Genomic DNA, 19,767 nt, shown 5'->3' with positions numbered 1-19,767 from the left:
CGGTTATTTTTTACCTTTTTGTTGTAATTGGGTCGGAATTAAGACGGTTTGCACACGTGATTTTCCATTACCATTGGCTTTTAACTGTTGTTTTTTCACATCATAAGTGATGCGTTCACCGTTAATTTTGCTATCCAATTGTTTTAATTCAGCATTACCGGTTAATGTTAAGAATTCAGTGCCTAAATCGTAGTGAACTTTATTCGCTTTACCATCAACAGGCTTACCATCATCAAGTTGCTGGTGGAAGGTAACAGGGCTACCAAAGGCTTCGACGGTTTCTTTTTTACCTGAATTTTCTGGCGGACGAGTAATAACTACTTTATTGGCTTTAATTAAAATGGAACCTTGTGTAATCACAACGTTATCCGTAAAGGTTACTACGCTGTTTTCCATATCTAAAGATTGATTATCTGAGACGATATTGATCGGTTTATTAGTATCATCTTTTAACGCAAAAGCAGATAAAGAAGTCATCATTAATGCTGTTAAAAGCAGAATTTTATTGTTTGTTGATTTCATAATATGTTTTTACCTGTTCCTTTAGAGTTGCAACTTGCTGACGTAAATTTCCGACCAACTTCAATCCACTTGAGTTAAAGTTTAATCCGTTAATTTTTACTTGTGTATCGGAAGTAATGTCTTGTGTTTTTAAATTAATCACTGCCGCTTCGGTCTCAACACGTTGCAGGCGAGATAAAGGATCAAGGCTCTCGGCAACCACGCCGCCTTCAAGATAGAGCATTTGATCTTTAGTTAATTTTGCCTTTTTCGCGCTAAGCTTCCAATTTTGTTTTTCTAATTGAATTTTATCGGTTTTCGTATCTTTGTCTTTATTATCTAAAGAGACATCAAAAAGATAGACTAACGGCGAAATAAAATCCGTATGACCGTCTTGTGTGTAATATTCCACTTTGTCGGAAATCGCAAGATATTGTTTTTTACCTTCAGGCGAGAATAGAGTCGTTTCCATTTTATTACCAACGTATTCTGGGCTATCAGGCTTTTTAATAAGGCTTTTTAAATCGCTATGATCTTGATTAAGCGAATAATACCAGCCTAATAAAGCCAGGGCGATGACACCTAAAATAATATTCCAACGAATATTCATAAATAACGTTCTTTCCTTCTTAAAAGGGTAACTAATCATAGCACTTTTTTGACACAAAGTGCGGTCAAAAATAGCCGTATTTTAGTCTTCTAAAATGAGTGTTTTTAAGATCTGATAAATCTCGCGATAAGCTTTTGATGGCTTATTTTGTTCCTTCTCTTTCTGTGCTGCACGAATCAAATTACGTAATTGTTGGCGATCTGCAGAAGGATGTTCATTTAACAAATCAGTCAGTGCTGCATCACCTTTCGCAACTAATTCATCACGTAAGATTTCCAACTTATGCAGCATCGCTTGTTGTTGATTATGTTTGTTTTCAATTTTTTCTAAAGCTTCACGAATAGGCTCAGCATCAATTGAGCGTAAGAGCTTACCGATATATTGCAATTGGCGACGACGCGCCTCTTTTTGCAGACGTTGCGCTAATTCAATGGCATCTTTCAAGCTATCGTCTAGTGGAACCTTAGTCAGATTTGCTTTGGTTAAGTTCACCAATTTCTCGCCGAGCTGTTTTAAATCCTCAGCGTCGCGTTTGATTTCACTTTTACTTACCCAAATAATCTCTTCTTGGTCTTCATCTTCCCAATCAAAGGCTTCTTTTTTCTTACGTTTTGCCATTCTATTACCTTATGAAAAATTTGCTGCATTTTAGCATAAACTTTCAAAATAAGATAAAATGGCGCAAATTTTTAATAGGATTATCATCATGAAAACAGCAGAAAATTTAACCGCACTTTTAAAATCTCAAGAGCAAACATTGCGTGATGCAGTCAGTTTTGCGATTGAAACTGCGCAGAAAGCGGGGGCCACCGCTGAAGTCGGTGTGACAAAAGTGAGTGGTTTATCGGTTTCAACCCGTCTGCAAGAGATTGAAAATGTTGAATTTACTAATGATGGGGCATTAGGCATTTCTGTTTATTTAGGCCAACAAAAAGGCAATGCGTCTACCTCAGATTTAAGTGAAGAAGCGATTAAAAATACCGTTGAAGCAGCACTTGCTATTGCAAAATATACTTCACCAGATGATTGCACAGGGCTAGCGGATAAAGAACTAATGGCTTTCGAAGCGCCCGATTTAGCGCTTTATCATGGGGCAAGTGTTGATGTCGAACAGGCTACAAAATTAGCTTTAGAAGCTGAAAAATCAGCGTTGGAATACGATGCTAAAATTGTGAATAGTAATGGCGCAAGCTTTAATTCGCATACTGGTGTGCGTGTTTATGGTAATACACATGGCATGCTACAAAGTTACTTATCTAGCCGCTATTCTTTATCCTGTTCGGTGATTGGTGGCGAGCTAGATCAACTTGAAAATGACTACGAATATACAGTTTCACGTGAGTTTGATGCGCTTTCTCCAGCGGATTGGGTAGGGCAGAATTGTGCGAAAAAAGTGATTGCGCGTTTAAATCCACAAAAATTAACGACACGTGAAGTGCCGGTGATTTTCTTAAATGATGTGGCAACAGGATTAATCTCTCATTTAACGGGCGCGATTAGTGGCGGCAGCTTATATCGTAAATCCAGTTTCTTGCTCGATCATCTTGGAAAACAAGTGTTGCCAGATTGGTTCCAAATTAGTGAGCGTCCGCATTTGTTAAAACGTTTAGCCTCCACGCCTTTTGATAGCGAAGGGGTGCGTACACAGGATCTTGAAATTATTCAAGATGGCGTATTGCAAACCTATTTGCTCACCAGTTACAGCGGTAGAAAAATGGGCATGCAAAGTACCGGTCATGCAGGCGGTATTCACAACTGGCTCGTGAAACCAAATTTAACGGGTGGATTGACCGCACTTTTACGTCAAATGGGCACCGGTTTATTGGTGACAGATGTCATGGGGCAAGGCGTAAATATTGTGACGGGGGATTATTCCCGTGGCGCAGCAGGCTTCTGGGTGGAGAATGGCGAGATCCAATATCCAGTTGCTGAAATTACTATTGCTGGTCAATTGCAGGATATGTTAAAAAATATTGTAGCAGTAGCAGATGATATTGAACATCGATCCAATATTCAAACAGGTTCAATCTTGTTAGATAAGATGAAAATTTCAGGAAATTAATATTTTTTTAAAATGATAATAATTCTTATTGACATGTAATTTCTTTCTGCTACTATACGCACATCTGTTTAGCAGCGATTGCAGATTGTTCCAACAGGTAGAGTAGAAAGTAAATTCGTTAGGGTTAAAAAGGCTGAAGGTTTAAACTTCAGCCTTTTTTATTATAGAATACGCAAACGATTAAATTAAAAAGGAAAGACCATGAAAAAACACCACGTCGATATTTTAATTTCAGAAGCGGATGTTCGTAGCCGCATTACTGAACTTGGCGCAGAAATTACGCATTTTTATCAACAACAAGCCATTGATAAACTGATTGTTGTTGGGCTTTTACGTGGTTCATTTATGTTCATGGCCGATCTCGTGCGTGAATTAAAATTACCGGTAGAAGTGGAGTTTATGACCACATCAAGTTATGGCGCAGGGATGACAAGCAATCACGATGTGAAAATTTCGAAAGATCTTGAAGGCGATATTCGTAATGAACACGTGCTAATTGTTGAGGACATTATCGATACGGGTTATACCCTCGAAAAAGTACGTGGCATTTTAAATTTACGCGATCCTGCAAGCTTGGCGATTTGTACCTTGTTAGATAAACCTTCTCGCCGAGAAGTGGAAGTACCGGTTGAATGGATTGGTTTTTCTATTCCGGATGAATTTGTTGTCGGCTATGGTATTGATTACGCTCAACGTTATCGTAATCTAGGCTATATTGGTAAAGTGGTTATAGACGAATAATTTATTTTGGGGCTGACGTAGATTAGCAAGTGTGCTAGTCTATAAAAAATGAAGATAACTCATTGTAAATTAAATAAATCTATACAAAATAAGCTCCTTGAATTTCTTGTATTAGAAGTTACAGCCCGAGCAACGGCTGATTTACTCGGTATCCAAGCCAATTCAGGGATTTTGTTTTACAGAAAAATTCGTGAAGTCATTAGCTATCATTTAGCCTTTGAAGCCGATGAGGTTTTTGATGGTCAAATTGAGCTTGATGAAAGCTATTTTGGCGGTCCTCGTAAAGGAAAACGAGGTCGAGGCGCAGCAGGAAAAGTTGCTGTATTCGGTTTGTTAAAGCAACAAGGAAAAGTATTTACGGTAGTGGTAGAAAATACCAGAACAGAGACATTAATGCCTGTTATTGCGAGGAAAATCAAGACTAACAGCTGGGTTCATACCGATACTTATCGAAGCTATGATGCTCTTGATGTGAGCAAATTTCACCACTAACAATCAATCATTCCGAACTATTTGCGGTGAAACAAAACCACATAAATGGAATAGAAAATTTCTGGAGTCAGGCAATACTCCGAAAATATAATGGCATCGACCGAAAAAACTTTCCTTTATTCTTGAAGGAATGTGAATTTTGGTTTAACTTTGGAGCACCCAAAGAACAACTTAAAACATTGCGAAAATGGTGTGGTATTTAGGGCTAACCTACGTCGGCCCCAAACATAAACTAAACGAGTTATATTGTACTTGATTTTACTTAGGGTTAAAAGAAAAGTGCGGTTAATTTGATTATTACATCTTCATCAATTTAAAAACACGTTCAATTTTCACCGCACTTAATTCGCGGTATTTGCCGTTTTCAATGTCATCTATGGTTAAACCTGCTGTGGCATAACGCACTAAACTAAACGTAAAGTCGGAAAACCAATATGTGCGGTCATCCGGCGCACTTGGCGATTTTTGCCTTCACTGATTTTGATTTCTAATCAACTTGTTGGGATTTGCTTACGTTCGCGAATAGGGGGATTTCGTTCCCATAAAGTTGGTTCGGAAATTAACCGCACTTTAGTAGGTTGCGTTAAGCCATCTTTCAGTTCTACGCCGTGACGTAAAAAATCTAAGTCTCGCTCGGTGGGAACGCCTTCTACTTGTACCCAATAGGTTTTCTAGGTTTTAAATTTGGGATCCGCTAAACGGTGTTGTAATGTACCGTTGTTGGTTAAAATCAATAATCCTTCGCTGTCGCGATCAAGACGACCGGATGCATAGATATTAGGAATAAAATCTTTGAGAGTGGCACGTCCATTTTCATCGGTGAATTGAGTTAACACATCAAAGGGTTTGTTGAACAAAATAATTTTGGTTTCCGCTAAAGAAAGGGGCATAGAACGAGCTTTTGTCGGTGTTTTTTTATGTTGGCGATAAAATGTTGGCGTTTTCATAATAAGCTGAATAAGAAATTTAAACGCCAATATAGCAATTATTCGCTGAGTCTGGCAACTGAACTGCGCGAGATAACTTGGGGTTTAAGAATTAAAGTGCGGTTCGTTTTTTCAGGGTTTTTGATACGTTCCAATAAGGTTTCCACTGCTAATTTGCCCAATTCTATTTTAGGCTGGTGTACGGTAGTTAACGGCGGGGCAAGGTATTGAGCAAGATCGATATTATCATAGCCAATAATGGACATATCTTTTGGAACACTTAATTGATGTTTCCAAAGAGTTTGATATGCCCCCACGGCAATAGTATCACTACAAGCAAATACAGCGGTCGGGCGTTCTTTTTGTTGCAACAGTTTCTCCATACCTACGATACCGCCCTCAAAATCAAAATGGCTTTCCACAATCCAATTGTGATTTAAGGGAACTTGCGCTTCAGATAAGGCTTTTTTGTAACCATTTAGACGATTTAAAGCGAGCGGTTTCTGTAAGTTCCCTGTGATAATACCGATTTTTCGGTGTCCCTGTTCAAGCAAATATTGGGTGGCAAGATAACCGCCCAGCTCAGAATCTTCTAAGATTTTGTCCGCACTTAATGCCGTTGGCCACCAATCCATTACCACCGCAGGAATACTGAGCTCAAGAGAAAGCTGTTCCGCCAAATAAGTTTCTGTACTCATCAGCAACAAACCGTCCACCTGTTTTTGGATTAACATCTGCAAACTGCTTTGCAAACGTTGACTGTCGCCATTGGTATTCGTCAAAATGAGATTGTAATCATTTTTGGCACAATAGCCTTCCACCGCCGCCACCACTTCAGCAAAAAATGGGTTATTGCTGGCAGTGACTAACATACCGATAGTTTGTGTTTTTTTAAGCTTAAAACTACGCGCTAAAGCAGAAGGTTGGTAATTCAATTCACGCACGACTGCCATAATTTTTTCACGCATTTCATCACTCACAAAGCGTGTCCCATTAATCACGTGGGATACGGTTGATGTGGAAACTTGCGTGATACGCGCGATGTCTTTCATTGTCGCCATGGCTTGAAAAATCTAATTTTGCTGAGTGAATAAAAAATCTAAGGTTTCCTGTCTTGACGGGATGGACGGTTGCGCCCCTTTGCGCGTCACGCTAATTGCAGCAGCAGCATGGGCAAATTTAATGGCATCGAACGTGTTTTTTCCGTCTAAAAGTGCGGTTAAAAATGCGCCGTTAAAAGTATCCCCTGCCGCCGTGGTGTCCTCTGCATTAACACGAAAACCTGACACTATTTCGCCTTTTCCGTTTTCGCTCACATACACGCCTTTTGAGCCTAAGGTAATCAGCACCATCGCAATGCCTTTTTGGTGAAAAATCTGTGCCGCGTTGACCGCACTTTGCTCATCAGTTACGGTAATACCCGTTAAAATTTCCGTTTCTGTTTCATTCGGGGTAATAATATCAATTTGGCTTAATAATTCATCCGGTAAGCTACGCGCTGGCGCAGGATTTAACACGACTTTTGTACCATGGGCTTTTGCTAATTGTGCCGCCTTAAGAATGGCTGGCGACGGCGTTTCAAGTTGCATTAACAAGGCATCCGCTTGAGTGATTTCATCAGCAAACTGCGCCACTTGCGCTTCATCCAAACACGCATTGGCACCCGCTGAAATCACAATGCTATTTTCACCACTGGCTGCCACTTGGATCATCGCAATCCCTGTGGTTTGCCCTTGTTTTTCCAAAATAGGCGCAACATTAATGCCATCATCCGCAAAGGCTTGTTTCATTGTGCGACCAATACCGTCTTCCCCAATGCATCCAATAAAGCTAATGGATGTTGTCGATTTATCACACAACCGCGCTGCCGCTACCGCTTGATTTGCCCCCTTACCACCATAAGCAATATGATAATCAGAGCCAGTTAGGGTCTCCCCCGGTTTAGCAAAGTGCGGGACAGAAATCACATGATCTGCATTAATACTGCCTAGAATTGTGAGTTTTTTCATAATATAGCCTTGGTAAAATAGGGCGTAAATATACGCCCTTTGAGTTAAATCATTATTCCGTTACGACTTTTAATGCCACTGGAATTTTCGCTTCAACTTTTTCGCCTTTTAGGATTTTATCCGCAGTTTCTACCCCAAGGCTACCGATTAATTCAGGTTGTTGTGCCACAGTTGCTGCAAGTTTGCCACTTTTCACCGCTTTTACGCCATCATCGGTACCATCAAAACCGACGACAAGGACTTTTTTATTTGCTGCTCCAATCGCACGTAATGCCCCTAACGCCATTTCATCATTTTGTGCAAAGATAGCTTGAACATCGCCTTTGCTTGCCAACAGATTTTCTGTCACATTCAAACCTTTAGTTCGGTCAAAATCTGCAGGTTGGCTGGCAAGTACAGCAAATTTATGTTCATCAACCGCTTGTTTAAAACCTTCACCACGTTCACGTGCAGCTGATGTACCGGCTAAACCTTCTAGTTGGATAACTTTCGCGCCATTTCCTAATTTTTGCGCAATAAAATCACCAGCCATTTTACCGCCAGCCACGTTATCTGACGCAATATGGCTGACTACATCGCCTTTTGCCGCACCACGGTCTAAGGTAATAACAGGGATTTTGTTTCGATTAGCAATCGCCACCGCATTGCCTACCGCTGCGCTATCTGTCGGATTGATTAATAATACTTTTGCACCACGAACCGTTAAATCTTCCACATTTGAAAGTTCTTTCGCAGGGTCGTTTTGGCTATCTAATACCACTAATTTATAGCCTAATTCATCCGCTTTTTTCTGTGCGCCATCTTTTAACGAAACAAAGAACGGATTATCAAGGGTAGATACCGTTAATGCAATGGTATCTTGTGCGAGAGCAGTACTGCTTAAGGTGAAAGATAATGCTAACGCTGATGCGATTGTTGTTAATTTTTTCATAGGAATCTCCTGTGATTGTTATGCTTTTTTACTACCAAGGTAATTGTCTGCGAGTACTGCCACTAAAATCACTAACGCTTTGGCAATCATTTGGTAATAAGATGAAATATCTAATAAATTTAATGCGTTATTTAGGAAACCAATAATTAAAGCACCGATAAGTGTTCCCATAACGCGCCCTTTACCGCCCATTAAACTTGTCCCGCCGACAACGACTGCTGCAATGGCATCTAATTCATAAGAAACGCCAGCCGTGGGTTGGGCTGATGATAAACGTGAAGTCACGATCAAACCCGCTAATGCAGACAAGAAACCACTGACAGCAAAGACAAAAATTTTGATTTTATTGACATTAATCCCTGAAAGTTGAGTGGCGGCTTCATTGCCCCCTAAGGCGTAAATATAACGTCCAATTCGAGTGTGTTTTAAAATGTACCACGCCACCGCAAAAACAATTGCCATTAACCAAATTGGCACAGGAATCCCCAACAAATAGCCTGTTCCTAAGAATGCAAACTGATCGGCGGCATCAGAAAAGCCCGTACTAATTGGACGACCATCGGTATAAACCATGGTCACACCACGTAATAATGTCATCGTCACTAAGGTTGCGATAAAAGCTTGAACTTTCCCTTTTGCCACAATGGCACCACTAATACCACCAAGCAATGTACCTAATACTAAAACAGCGGGAATCACCAATAAAATCGGATATTCACTGCCCACCAGTGATGCGGCAATCGCGCCGGTTAATGCCAATACAGAGCCGACAGATAAATCGATCCCTGCAATTAAAATCACGAATGTCATTCCCACCGCAATAATTGCGTTCACCGACGTTTGGCGAAGAATATTGAGAATATTATCAATCGAGAAAAAATCAGGGTTGATAAATGAAACAATGGCAATCAGAACTAATAACGCCACAATAGAACGTTGTTCGAGTAAGAATTTGCCTAATTTGAACGTATTTTGCGTACTCATAAAAACTCCGTCAGTTTAAACCGCACTTTTACCAATTGCAGCGGCAAGTAATTTTTCTTGTGTCGCGTCTTCGCGAGAAAATTCACCACTAATTCGTCCTTCTCGCATCACTAATATGCGATCTGACATTCCCAACACTTCAGGCATTTCTGATGACACAATGATGATACTCAAGCCATCTTGTTTAAATTTATTAATGAGTTGGTAAATTTCTTTTTTCGCCCCAACATCAACACCACGTGTTGGTTCATCTAAAATTAAAACATTAGGACGGGTCATCAACCCTTTTGCAATCGCCACTTTCTGTTGGTTTCCCCCTGAAAGTAAACCAATTTGCTGATCACGACTTGGGGTTTTGATATTAAACATTAAGATAAAATCATCTACCGCAAGTTGCTCCGAATCGTGGCGGATACGACCAACTTTTGAAAAATGATCTAAGGCAGTCAGTGACATATTTTCTTTTACCGACATCCCTAAAATTAAACCATCACCTTTACGATCTTCTGAAATATAAACAATGCCATTATTCAAGCCGTCTTGCGGACAATCATTTGAAATCGTTTTCCCATTTAACCGCACTTCACCGCTTTCTTTAGGTAAGGCACCATAAAGCACTTTCATTAATTCTGTGCGCCCTGCGCCCATTAAGCCTGAAATCCCTAGAATTTCACCCGCACGCAATGTAAAGCTCACGTTGTGCACACCACTACCAGAGAGTTGGTTAACTTCTAAACGGACTTCGCCTTCAGGAACATCAACATGGGGATATTGCTCATCAAGACGACGCCCAACCATCATTTCAATCAAACGGTCTTCAGTTAACTCCGCAATAGCCACTTCACCGATAAATTGACCATCACGTAAAACCGTCACATCATCACAGATTTCAAAAATCTCTTTAATACGATGCGAAATATAAACAATGCCTCGTTTTTCCGCTTTTAACTCACGAATAACATTAAATAGTGCTTCTGTTTCCGTATCTGTTAAGGCATCCGTTGGTTCATCCATAATGATGACTTTGCTTTCAAAACTTAAGGCTTTCGCAATTTCCACCATTTGTTGCTCACCAATGGACAATTCTGAACAAAGTTGATGGCTACTATGGGGGACATTTAGACGTGCTAATAGCTTATCCGCTTCTGCGTGCATTTTTTTCCAATCGATAGATCCAAAAGGCGTAGTAAATTCACGACCTAAGAAGATATTTTCAGCAATGGTTAAATTACCCACCAAATTTAATTCTTGGTGAATAATGCTGATGCCCGCTTCTTGCGAGTTTTTAGGACCTTTGAACATGACTTGCTGACCAAGATATTCAATTGTTCCTGCATCTTTACTATAAATCCCTGTCAGCATTTTCATTAATGTTGACTTACCCGCGCCATTTTCACCCATTAATGCCATAGCACGCCCAGCATAAACAGATAAACAAGCATTACTTAATGCCTTAACACCAGGGAAAGATTTATCGATACCACTAATTTTTAAGAGTGTTTCTCGTTCCATAACATCGTCCTAAAATGGCACACCAGACACTAAAATAACGTTCGCATAAGGTGAACATTCCCCTGAACGCACAATCGCTTTGGATTCGTGGCTCATTTTTTTGAAATCGTCGTGGGAAATATATTCCACAGGAATGTTATTGCCTTGAATGTTTTCCAGTTCAGCTAAATGCTCCAAAAGTGCGGTCAAAATTTGTGGATTTTTTTGTTTAATTTCTTCCGCCAAAATGGCACGTTCCACAAACATTTCACTTGTGGTGGCATAAAGCGTATCAAGAAAACGAGGAATGCCTTGGGTTAACGCTAAATCAATGCGCCCCACAAATTCAGGAATAGGTAATCCCGCATCACAAATTGTGACCATATCTGTATGCCCAAGGGTCGCAATAGCATGAGAAAGTTGAGCATTTAAAATTGTTGTTTTTTTCATTTTTGCGCTCCATCATGTTTATCTTTCATTCATCGAAACGTTTCGATGAAATTTGTATGCAAAAGATAACGAGAAAAAAATAAAAAGAGAAATACTTTTGTTTAATTTTGTGAAATAGATCACAAATTTTTAGTTATAACTTATTAGAGATAATGCTAAAAGTGCGGTCAAATTTCTGCTAGAATAGCGCGACTTTTTAATAGGATAATTGACAACCTACGTAACGATTGAAAATTTCCAACGCGGATTTGTTTTGCATCGTAAAGCATATAGGAAACGAGTTTGTTAGTCGATCTGTTTACGGAAGAAACAGGGCGTTTAACCGTGCTTGCAAAAGGCGCGCGAGCCAAACGTTCTGCGTGGAAAAGCATATTGCAGCCTTTTACACCATTGCTGTTACGGTGGATAGGAAAAGGCAGTTTAAAAACATTGACTAAAGCAGAACCCGCAGCGATTACCTTACCTTTACAACAGACGGCATTATTTAGTGGGTTTTATGTCAATGAATTGATTTCACGCGTCATTGAACCAGAAACCTCTCATTCGCTCTTATTTCAATGTTATTTGCAATGCTTAACTCGTCTAGCAACGGACACTTCGGTTGAACCGGCACTACGCACCTTTGAGTTTCAATTGTTGCAAACATTGGGATATGCTGTGAGTTTCACGCATTGCGCGGGTTCAGGTCTTCCTGTGGAGAGTGAAATGACTTATCGTTACCGAGAAGAAAAAGGATTTATCGCGTCTTTAATTAAAGATAATTTAACCTTTTATGGCAAAGAGTTACTCGCTTTTGAGACGAAAAATTTTCAAGATCCGTCAGTATTGCAGGCAGCAAAACGTTTTACACGTATCGCGCTAAAACCTTACTTGGGGAATGCGACCTTGAAAAGTCGAGAATTATTCACACAAAACATATTACATTTGAAATAATGGCATTATTCTACACTCCCCCAAAAACCACAAAAAAATCACCGCACTTAATCGCGGAAATTGTGGATCTTGATTATCAAGGTTTAGGCGTAGCAAAAATCCAAGGAAAAACGTGGTTTGTGGAAAATGCGTTGCCAACGGAAAAAGTCTAAATTCGTGTCACGGAAGAAAAATGCCAATACGGATTAGGCATAACACAAAAAATGGGGCTGACGTAGATTAGCAAGTGTGCTAGTCTATAAGAATGAAGATAACTCATTGTAAATTAAATAAATCTATACAAAATAAGCTCCTTGAATTTCTTGTATTAGAAGTTACAGCCCGAGCAACGGCTGATTTACTCGGTATCCAAGCCAATTCAGGGATTTTGTTTTACAGAAAAATTCGTGAAGTCATTAGCTATCATTTAGCCTTTGAAGCCGATGAGGTTTTTGATGGTCAAATTGAGCTTGATGAAAGCTATTTTGGCGGTCCTCGTAAAGGAAAACGAGGTCGAGGCGCAGCAGGAAAAGTTGCTGTATTCGGTTTGTTAAAGCAACAAGGAAAAGTATTTACGGTAGTGGTAGAAAATACCAGAACAGAGACATTAATGCCTGTTATTGCGAGGAAAATCAAGACTAACAGCTGGGTTCATACCGATACTTATCGAAGCTATGATGCTCTTGATGTGAGCAAATTTCACCACTAACAATCAATCATTCCGAACTATTTGCGGTGAAACAAAACCACATAAATGGAATAGAAAATTTCTGGAGTCAGGCAATACTCCGAAAATATAATGGCATCGACCGAAAAAACTTTCCTTTACTCTTGAAGGAATGTGAATTTCGGTTTAACTTTAGATCACCAAAAAAACAACTTAAAACATTGCGAAAATGGAGTGGTATTTAGGGCTAATCTACGTCAGCCCCTTTATTTTTCAATAAAGTGCGGTCAGATTTTCAAGCAAATTGCTTTTAAAATCTGACCGCTTTTTTAATGCTTATTAACGATTAATCCTTGCGCGGCGGCCAATAGACCTCTTCTTTTTTAACGATACCGCGTTTAAGGATATCGGCAGCAAGAGCAGCGGTATCAGGTGGATTTTGGTAGAACGCTGCGTCTTCTTTACTCATTGCGGAGTAGATGCCTTTCCAATGGGTTTTGGCTGGTGGAAGAGGGAGGACTTCGTCTAGGCGCGGGAAGGTGTAGAAGGGATTGCCGCTTTTGGTGCCTGTTCCCATAAGGGCTTTTTCCAACTCGGCATAAGCTGCTTCGCGGACAGGATCAGCAGGGGTAGCAATAAATTTATCCATAAGTGACTTATTTTTGGCATAAACCATTGTTAGCTTTAAGGCGGCTTCTCCTCCTCCTTCACCACCATGTCGCAATGCATTATGCATTAATTGCAAGGATTCTTTTAAATTACCATAACGAATCCGCTTAACCCTAGACAATTCATTCATAGCTGCAGAAAAGCCCTGCCTAGCGGCGCATTCAAGTAGCAATTCACGATTTTTCATATCCTTAAATTTTTTATCATAAATTAAGGATAACTCATATTGCGCCAGCGGTACTCCTAAATCTACTGCTTTTTGTAAGTATGCAAGACCAAGCTTCGGATTGTGGTGGTAGCCTGCATTTCCTTCATACAGCGCATCAAACAACCAGTAGTTTGCCATTGCCCAGTTTTTGTCCAGACCGTAGTGCAGCCATTTTCGGGCACGACTGGGAAGGGGAGCATACAATGTCCCACTCGCACCATGTCCATTAGTATAAAGCAAATAAAGGTTATTGATTGCCTGATAATGTCCCTTCGACGCAGCCGCTTCATATAGGGTAATCATATCTTGCGCTTGACGTGTATTCTTGCGCCAACCTTCAGCATGAATCAGAGTGGCAGCGCGATACCAACGGTGTGACTCTGCATCAGGCGGTGATGGTGGTGTCCAAGTCGTGCAGGTGTATTGGGTACGCTTGGAATCAAAGGCTTCGGGTGCCGGTTGGGATTGGGACGGCGAAACCGAACTGCAGGAAACCAACAGGGGAACAAGTAAGGAGACAAAAATAAATTTTTTCATGATATCGATTTGTTTGTGTTAAGGCCGTCTGACAATAACCCTTCCAGATTTCAGACGGCCTGTTCTTTAGTCTTTACGCGGTGGCCAATAGACCTCTTCTTTTTTGACGATACCGCGTTTGAGAATGTCGGCGGCAAGGGCGGCGGTGTCAGGCGGATTTTGGTAGAACGCCGCGTCTTCTTTACTCATTGCAGAGTAGATGCCTTTCCAATGGGTTTTGGCAGGTGGCAGAGGGAGGACTTCGTCTAGGCGCGGGAAGGTGTAGAAGGGGTTGCCGCTTTTAGTGCCCGTGCCTAGAAGAGCTTTATTCAATTCAGTATAAGCTGCTTCACGAACAGGATCGGCAGGAGTGGCGTTAAATTGATGCATAATCTCCTTATCTTTAGTATAAATCATAGACATTCCTAAGGCTGCTTTGCCTCCACCCTCTCCTCCTTGTCGTACCGCATTATGCATTAATAACAGTGCTTCTTTTAGATTGCCATAGCGTATGATCTTTACCATATACAATTCTCTCATGGCAGCAGAAAAACCCTGTCTAGCTGCACAACCAAGCAGCAGTTCACGTGTGCTGTAATCTTTAAATTGTTTATCGTAAATCCGCGCTAATTCGTATTGAGCCAGCGGCACACCCAAATCCACCGCTTTTTGCAGGTAAGCAAGACCAAGTTTCGGGTTGTGGCGGTAGCCCGCATTTCCTTCATACAGCGCATCAAACAACCAGTAGTTTGCCATCGCCCAATTTTTGTCTAAACCGTAATGCAGCCATTTGCGGGCGCGACTGGGCTGGGGAGCATACAAAGTACCACTTGCACCATGTCCATTGGTATAAAGTAAATAAAGGTTGTTGATTGCCTGATAATGCCCCTTCGACGCAGCCGCTTCATATAGGGTAATCATATCTTGCGCTTGACGTGTATTCTTGCGCCAACCTTCAGCATGAATCAGAGTGGCAGCGCGATACCAACGGTGTGATTCTGCATCAGGCGGTGATGGTGGTGTCCAAGTGGCGCAGGTGTATTCTGTGCGTTTGGGATCAAATGCTTTGGGTGCAGAAAGCGTTTGAGTATCGTTACGGTCTGATGCTGAAAATGAATTTACTCCGCAAGCAGTAATTAGCGGGATAAGTAAGAAAATGATATTACGTTTTTTCATATTTGAATGTGCTTTGGATGGATTAAAATTTAGTCTAAACATTCTTTTAAATAATGTAAATTATATTTTAACAATATCACCTTAAAATTAAAACTTTCATCAAAAAACAAATTGATAACTTTATATTACTCATTTTTTAATGTGGTTTTTATAATAAAAAAGAGCGGTCAAAATTCACAGTGATTTTTGACCGCTCTTTGTTTGTTAAGATTAGCGTTTCGCTTTTTTGATAAACTTCATTAAACGTTTACGTTTACGTAATTGGTTTGGTGTGAGTTTATTTTTTCTACCCGCAAATGGGTTTGAACCTTCTTGGAATAGCAAGCGAATTGGCGAACCAATAATTTTCAAACTCTTACGATAATAATTAGATAAATAACGTTTGTATGAATCCGGTAATTTATCCATTTGGTTACCATGCACCACGATAATTGGTGGATTATAGCCACCTGGGTGAGCGTATTTTAATTTAATACGACGACCGCCAATCATTGGTGGTTGGTGCTCATCCGTTGCCATTTGTAAGATTCGGGTGAGAAGGGACGTCGTCATTTTTTGTGTCGCACAAGCATAAGCTTCTTTAATCGAATCAAAAAGATTCCCCACGCCACTGCCGTGTAAAGCAGAAATAAAATGCACACGGGCAAAGTCGATGAAATCAAGACGGCGATCTAATTCAGATTTGACGCGATCTTTCACATCTTGATCTAAGCCATCCCATTTATTCACGACGATCACAAGTGAGCGACCTGCATTTAAGATAAAGCCAAGTAGAGAGAGATCTTGATCTGAAATGTTTTCACGCGCATCAATTGTGAGTAATACCACGTTTGCATCTTGAATCGCTTGTAACGTTTTAATAACAGAGAATTTCTCAACGGCTAAATGCACTTTACCACGTTTACGCACACCCGCTGTATCAATCAAGGTGTATTGTTGCCCATCGCGTTCCATTGGAATGTAGATACTGTCACGTGTTGTGCCTGGCATGTCGTAAACGACCACGCGATCTTCACCTAAAATACGATTGGTTAATGTCGATTTACCGACGTTTGGACGGCCTACAATCGCAATTTTGATATTTTTATCTTGTTCTTCTTCAAGCTCTTCGTCTAATGCTTCATCAATTAATGAAGTATCTTCCTCTGAATCGAAGTCAAATTCGTGATCCCATTCATCTTTTTCTTCTTCATCAGAAGTGCGGTCATTTTCTGCTTCGTTTTCTTGTAATTTTTCCGCTAAAGGTGCAAGTACTTGCTCCATTAATTGAGTCACGCCACGGCCTTGTGATGCGGCGATTTGTTCAATTTCACCTAAGCCTAATTGATAAAATTCCGCACAGTGTGAATCAGCATCGATACCATCAGTTTTGTTTGCCACCACGACGGTTGTTTTATTAGTGCGTTGGCGTAAGTAGTTGGCAATGCCAATGTCTGCATCTGTTAAACCTGCACGCGCATCCACTAAGAAAAGCACTACATCGGCTTCTTCAATCGCTAATAAGGATTGTTCCGCCATTTTTTCTTCAACGCCTTCTTCAGTGCCATCAATACCGCCGGTATCGATCACAATGAAATCATAGCCAGAAATATTGGCATGACCGTATTTACGATCTCGGGTTAAACCAGGGAAGTCAGCGACAAGCGCATCGCGAGTACGGGTTAAACGGTTGAATAGGGTGGATTTACCTACGTTTGGGCGACCCACTAAGGCAACGACAGGAGTTGTCATAAAAATATCTCTGTAAAGTGTAAATTTGGTTAATTATAGCGAATGTTGGCTGGCAGGTAAAATTCGGGCATAAAAAAAGCACCTTTTGGTGCTTCATTATCTCGGCTTAATTGGCGGAATGGACGGGACTCGAACCCGCGACCCCCTGCGTGACAGGCAGGTATTCTAACCAGCTGAACTACCACTCCGTGAGTATATTAAGACAAGTTTTAAATTGGCGGAATGGACGGGACTCGAACCCGCGACCCCCTGCGTGACAGGCAGGTATTCTAACCAGCTGAACTACCACTCCGTGAGTATATTAAGACAAGTTTTAAATTGGCGGAATGGACGGGACTCGAACCCGCGACCCCCTGCGTGACAGGCAGGTATTCTAACCAGCTGAACTACCACTCCGCTAAGTGCTGGGTATGATAATGATGAACGTTAAAACCGTCAATCTTTTTTTTCTTTTTTATGTTTATCTGATTAATAGATAACCGATTAATGTGAGGTTTCGTCACTCGTACGAATAGACCAAAAACATTTGCCGTCGCTTTTTTTATTGACCAATTTAAGGAAATCCAAATGGGCTTGGATTTCATCATCAGTGGGTTGTAATACTTTTAAATTTTGCGAAAAATTGACCGCACTTTGAAGATCTTGCATATTAGCACCAGCTTGGATAATTGAACTATCCGCATGATCTTCATCGAATAGACTGGTTTGACCGCCCGTCATGGACAAATAAACGTCGGCTAAAATCTCCGCATCCAGTAACGCACCGTGGAGTGTTCGTTTGCTGTTATCAATGCCTAAACGATCACACAATGCATCTAAGCTATTACGTTTTCCAGGATACATTTGGCGAGCCATTTGCAATGTATCGGTGACGAGGCAAATATCGGTCGTTTTGATATCTAACCCAAGTTTACGGAATTCATAGTCCATAAAGCCCACGTCGAAGGGGGCATTATGAATCAGCAGTTCGGCACCACGAATGTATTCAATAAAGTCTTGTGCAATCGTTTTGAAATCCGGTTTATCCGCCAGCATTTCATCCGTAATACCGTGAACTTTAATGGCATCGGGATCAACCAAACGATCCGGTTTAATATAAATATGAAAATTATTGCCCGTATATTTACGGTTGATCATTTCCACCGCGCCAATTTCAATAATGCAATGTCCTTCGTAATGCGCACCAATTTGGTTCATACCGGTGGTTTCAGTATCCAGTACAATTTGGCGATCCGGATTTATCATTGTTCTACCTATCTGTTTCCTTTAAAATACTGCCTATTTTACACAAGCTCGAATTAGTTATGCAAAAACAGATTGAAATTTTTACGGATGGATCTTGCCTAGGCAATCCGGGAGCCGGTGGCATAGGGATTGTCCTGCGCTATAAACAGCACGAAAAACATATTTCAAAAGGGTATTTCAAAACTACCAATAATCGCATGGAATTACGAGCAGTGATTGAGGCTTTAAATAGCTTAAAAGAGCCTTGCCATGTGACGCTTTATAGCGATAGCCAATATATGAAAAATGGCATCACACAATGGATTTACAATTGGAAGAAAAACAATTGGAAAGCGAGTACGGGAAAAGCGGTAAAAAACCAAGATTTATGGATTGCCTTAGATCAGGCGATTCAAACCCATAACATTGATTGGCAGTGGGTAAAAGGCCATTCAGGCCATCGAGAAAATGAAATTTGTGATGAGTTAGCCAAACAAGGCGCAGAAAACCCAACTTTCGAAGATATCGGTTACGAAGGCTAATCTGCACCTTGTTTTAAAGTGCAGTTATTCTTGATAACGAATTAACCCTTCTTGCTGTGTGGTGGCAATTAATGTGCCATCTGCAGCAAAAATTTGTCCTCTCGCTAAACCACGCCCTGCAAAAGCATTGTTACTTTCAATGGCATGTAAGTGCCAATTATTTAAATTGAAAGGACGGTGGAACCAAATGCTGTGGTCGATTGTGGCCACTTTCATCCCTTTCTGTAAAAAGCCTTTCCCATGTGGGTGAAGTGCGGTCAAAATACAGTGGAAATCAGAAAAATAGGCCAAGAGACATTGTTGCGTCTGCAAATCTAATGGTGCTTCTCCATTGGTTTTAAACCAAGCATATTGTTCGGGTGGGAGTTCACGACCATCAAATGGATTATTCAAATATCGGCTATGAATCTGAAATGGTCGCTCTTGGGCAAATTTTTCACTCAAGCTTTCGGGCAAAGTCTGCGCCACTTTTAACATGATTTCGTGTTCATCAATGCATTGTTCAGGGCCTGGCACTTGCGGCATAGCAGATTGATGGTCGAAGCCTTCTTCGGGTACTTGAAATGAAGTAGTGACATGACAAATCACATTTTTATGTTGAATGGCCTTTACGCGTAACGCAGAGAAATTGCGTCCTTCACGTAAAGTTTCTACATCATAAATAATCGGGTGTTGACTATCGCCAGGTGCTAAAAAGTAAGCATGGCAGGAATGGAGTACTCGCTCAGGCGGGGCAACTTGCATCGCAGCAGAAAGAGATTGCGCCACAACCTGACCGCCAAACACTTGGCGAAAACCTAAGTCTTCACTCGCACCACGAAAGATAAGATCATCAATTTTTTCTAGTTTTAACAATTCGATGAGTTGATTTAATTTATCTGACATTGTTTTTTCCTTTTATAAATACAAAAAGACCGCATAATCA

General features: G+C 40.7%; 17 protein-coding genes, 3 tRNA genes and 5 pseudogenes. 7 read left to right on the top strand and 18 right to left on the bottom strand.

Annotation, left to right across the window (positions count from 1 at the left end; all coding sequences use genetic code 11):
* Positions 1-3: 3 nt before the first annotated feature.
* The 3 genes from lptA to yjgA all read right to left on the bottom strand — a co-directional run bounded on the left by lptA (position 4) and on the right by yjgA (position 1,729).
* Positions 4-522 carry a lipopolysaccharide transport periplasmic protein LptA gene (gene lptA / locus QP437_RS03695; RefSeq protein WP_049367753.1) on the bottom strand — a complete coding sequence of 173 codons (519 nt, stop codon included), beginning with the start codon at positions 520-522 and terminating at the stop codon, positions 4-6.
* Entirely contained in the window at positions 503-1,111 is a 609-nt protein-coding gene (gene lptC, locus QP437_RS03690) for an LPS export ABC transporter periplasmic protein LptC (protein WP_285266992.1), read from the bottom strand. Before lptC ends, lptA begins: the two co-directional genes overlap by 20 nt.
* A gap of 81 nt (positions 1,112-1,192) precedes the next feature.
* Positions 1,193-1,729, bottom strand: coding sequence for a ribosome biogenesis factor YjgA (yjgA, locus tag QP437_RS03685; protein ID WP_014065072.1), 537 nt, complete (start codon positions 1,727-1,729; stop codon positions 1,193-1,195).
* 88 nt (positions 1,730-1,817) lie between these two features.
* Between yjgA and pmbA the strand changes: the two genes are divergently transcribed.
* The 3 genes and pseudogenes from pmbA (at position 1,818) to QP437_RS03670 (ending at position 4,609) form a co-directional block, all read left to right on the top strand.
* Positions 1,818-3,173, top strand: coding sequence for a metalloprotease PmbA (pmbA, locus tag QP437_RS03680; protein ID WP_285266991.1), 1,356 nt, complete (start codon positions 1,818-1,820; stop codon positions 3,171-3,173).
* Positions 3,174-3,374: 201 nt separating this feature from the next.
* Positions 3,375-3,914 carry a hypoxanthine phosphoribosyltransferase gene (gene hpt, locus QP437_RS03675; protein ID WP_049381715.1) on the top strand — a complete coding sequence of 180 codons (540 nt, stop codon included), beginning with the start codon at positions 3,375-3,377 and terminating at the stop codon, positions 3,912-3,914.
* A 48-nt stretch (positions 3,915-3,962) separates the two neighbouring features.
* A pseudogene (locus QP437_RS03670) lies at positions 3,963-4,609 on the top strand (IS1595 family transposase).
* 94 nt (positions 4,610-4,703) lie between these two features.
* On the opposite strand, the pseudogene QP437_RS03665 reads toward QP437_RS03670, so the two are convergent.
* The 7 genes and pseudogenes from QP437_RS03665 to rbsD form a co-directional block, all read right to left on the bottom strand.
* Positions 4,704-5,296, bottom strand: a pseudogene (locus QP437_RS03665) (pseudouridine synthase).
* 95 nt (positions 5,297-5,391) lie between these two features.
* Positions 5,392-6,393 carry a substrate-binding domain-containing protein gene (locus QP437_RS03660; RefSeq protein ID WP_285266990.1) on the bottom strand — a complete coding sequence of 334 codons (1,002 nt, stop codon included), beginning with the start codon at positions 6,391-6,393 and terminating at the stop codon, positions 5,392-5,394.
* A gap of 12 nt (positions 6,394-6,405) precedes the next feature.
* Entirely contained in the window at positions 6,406-7,341 is a 936-nt protein-coding gene (rbsK, locus tag QP437_RS03655; protein ID WP_285266989.1) for a ribokinase, read from the bottom strand.
* Between the two features lie 52 nt (positions 7,342-7,393).
* Positions 7,394-8,272: a ribose ABC transporter substrate-binding protein RbsB gene (gene rbsB / locus QP437_RS03650; protein ID WP_285266988.1), complete on the bottom strand. Its 879-nt coding sequence runs from the start codon at positions 8,270-8,272 to the stop codon at positions 7,394-7,396.
* Between the two features lie 18 nt (positions 8,273-8,290).
* A complete protein-coding gene (gene rbsC / locus QP437_RS03645; protein ID WP_273403741.1) occupies positions 8,291-9,256 on the bottom strand; it encodes a ribose ABC transporter permease in 966 nt (321 codons plus the stop codon).
* Between the two features lie 15 nt (positions 9,257-9,271).
* Positions 9,272-10,768 (bottom strand): ribose ABC transporter ATP-binding protein RbsA, encoded by a 1,497-nt coding sequence (gene rbsA / locus QP437_RS03640; protein ID WP_285266987.1) that lies wholly within the window; start codon positions 10,766-10,768, stop codon positions 9,272-9,274.
* A gap of 9 nt (positions 10,769-10,777) precedes the next feature.
* Entirely contained in the window at positions 10,778-11,197 is a 420-nt protein-coding gene (gene rbsD, locus QP437_RS03635; RefSeq protein ID WP_285266986.1) for a D-ribose pyranase, read from the bottom strand.
* Positions 11,198-11,423: 226 nt separating this feature from the next.
* Between rbsD and recO the strand changes: the two are divergent.
* The 3 pseudogenes from recO (at position 11,424) to QP437_RS03620 (ending at position 13,021) form a co-directional block, all read left to right on the top strand.
* A pseudogene (gene recO / locus QP437_RS03630) lies at positions 11,424-12,130 on the top strand (DNA repair protein RecO).
* A pseudogene (locus tag QP437_RS03625) lies at positions 12,130-12,279 on the top strand (TRAM domain-containing protein); the annotation flags it as partial. The pseudogenes recO and QP437_RS03625, both read left to right, overlap by 1 nt.
* Positions 12,280-12,374: 95 nt before the next feature.
* Positions 12,375-13,021, top strand: a pseudogene (locus tag QP437_RS03620) (IS1595 family transposase).
* A gap of 101 nt (positions 13,022-13,122) precedes the next feature.
* On the opposite strand, the gene QP437_RS03615 reads toward QP437_RS03620, so the two are convergent.
* From QP437_RS03615 to dnaQ, 7 genes are all read right to left on the bottom strand, one after another.
* On the bottom strand, positions 13,123-14,190 hold the full coding sequence (locus QP437_RS03615; protein WP_285266985.1) for a tetratricopeptide repeat protein: 1,068 nt from the start codon (positions 14,188-14,190) through the stop codon (positions 13,123-13,125).
* A 66-nt stretch (positions 14,191-14,256) separates the two neighbouring features.
* Positions 14,257-15,345: a tetratricopeptide repeat protein gene (locus QP437_RS03610; RefSeq protein WP_285266984.1), complete on the bottom strand. Its 1,089-nt coding sequence runs from the start codon at positions 15,343-15,345 to the stop codon at positions 14,257-14,259.
* A 210-nt stretch (positions 15,346-15,555) separates the two neighbouring features.
* Complete coding sequence (gene der / locus QP437_RS03605) at positions 15,556-17,076, bottom strand: ribosome biogenesis GTPase Der (RefSeq protein WP_285266983.1); 1,521 nt, start codon at positions 17,074-17,076, stop codon at positions 15,556-15,558.
* A 111-nt stretch (positions 17,077-17,187) separates the two neighbouring features.
* A tRNA-Asp gene (locus QP437_RS03600) sits at positions 17,188-17,264 on the bottom strand.
* Positions 17,265-17,291: 27 nt separating this feature from the next.
* Positions 17,292-17,368: transfer RNA gene (locus tag QP437_RS03595), tRNA-Asp, on the bottom strand.
* A 27-nt stretch (positions 17,369-17,395) separates the two neighbouring features.
* A tRNA-Asp gene (locus tag QP437_RS03590) sits at positions 17,396-17,472 on the bottom strand.
* Between the two features lie 87 nt (positions 17,473-17,559).
* Positions 17,560-18,321, bottom strand: a complete 762-nt coding sequence (dnaQ, locus tag QP437_RS03585; protein WP_285266982.1) for a DNA polymerase III subunit epsilon — start codon at positions 18,319-18,321, stop codon at positions 17,560-17,562.
* A gap of 59 nt (positions 18,322-18,380) precedes the next feature.
* Here dnaQ and rnhA point away from each other — a divergent pair, with 59 nt between their 5' ends.
* Complete coding sequence (gene rnhA / locus QP437_RS03580) at positions 18,381-18,842, top strand: ribonuclease HI (protein ID WP_005699219.1); 462 nt, start codon at positions 18,381-18,383, stop codon at positions 18,840-18,842.
* A gap of 24 nt (positions 18,843-18,866) precedes the next feature.
* Here rnhA and tesB read toward each other — a convergent pair whose 3' ends face one another.
* Positions 18,867-19,727 (bottom strand): acyl-CoA thioesterase II, encoded by an 861-nt coding sequence (gene tesB, locus QP437_RS03575; RefSeq protein ID WP_285266981.1) that lies wholly within the window; start codon positions 19,725-19,727, stop codon positions 18,867-18,869.
* Positions 19,728-19,767 lie beyond the last annotated feature (40 nt).

It is taken from the genome of Haemophilus sp. UMB1048, assembly GCF_030218125.1.
GTDB lineage: Bacteria > Pseudomonadota > Gammaproteobacteria > Enterobacterales > Pasteurellaceae > Haemophilus_D.
This window is presented reverse-complemented; position numbering and strand designations above follow the sequence as displayed.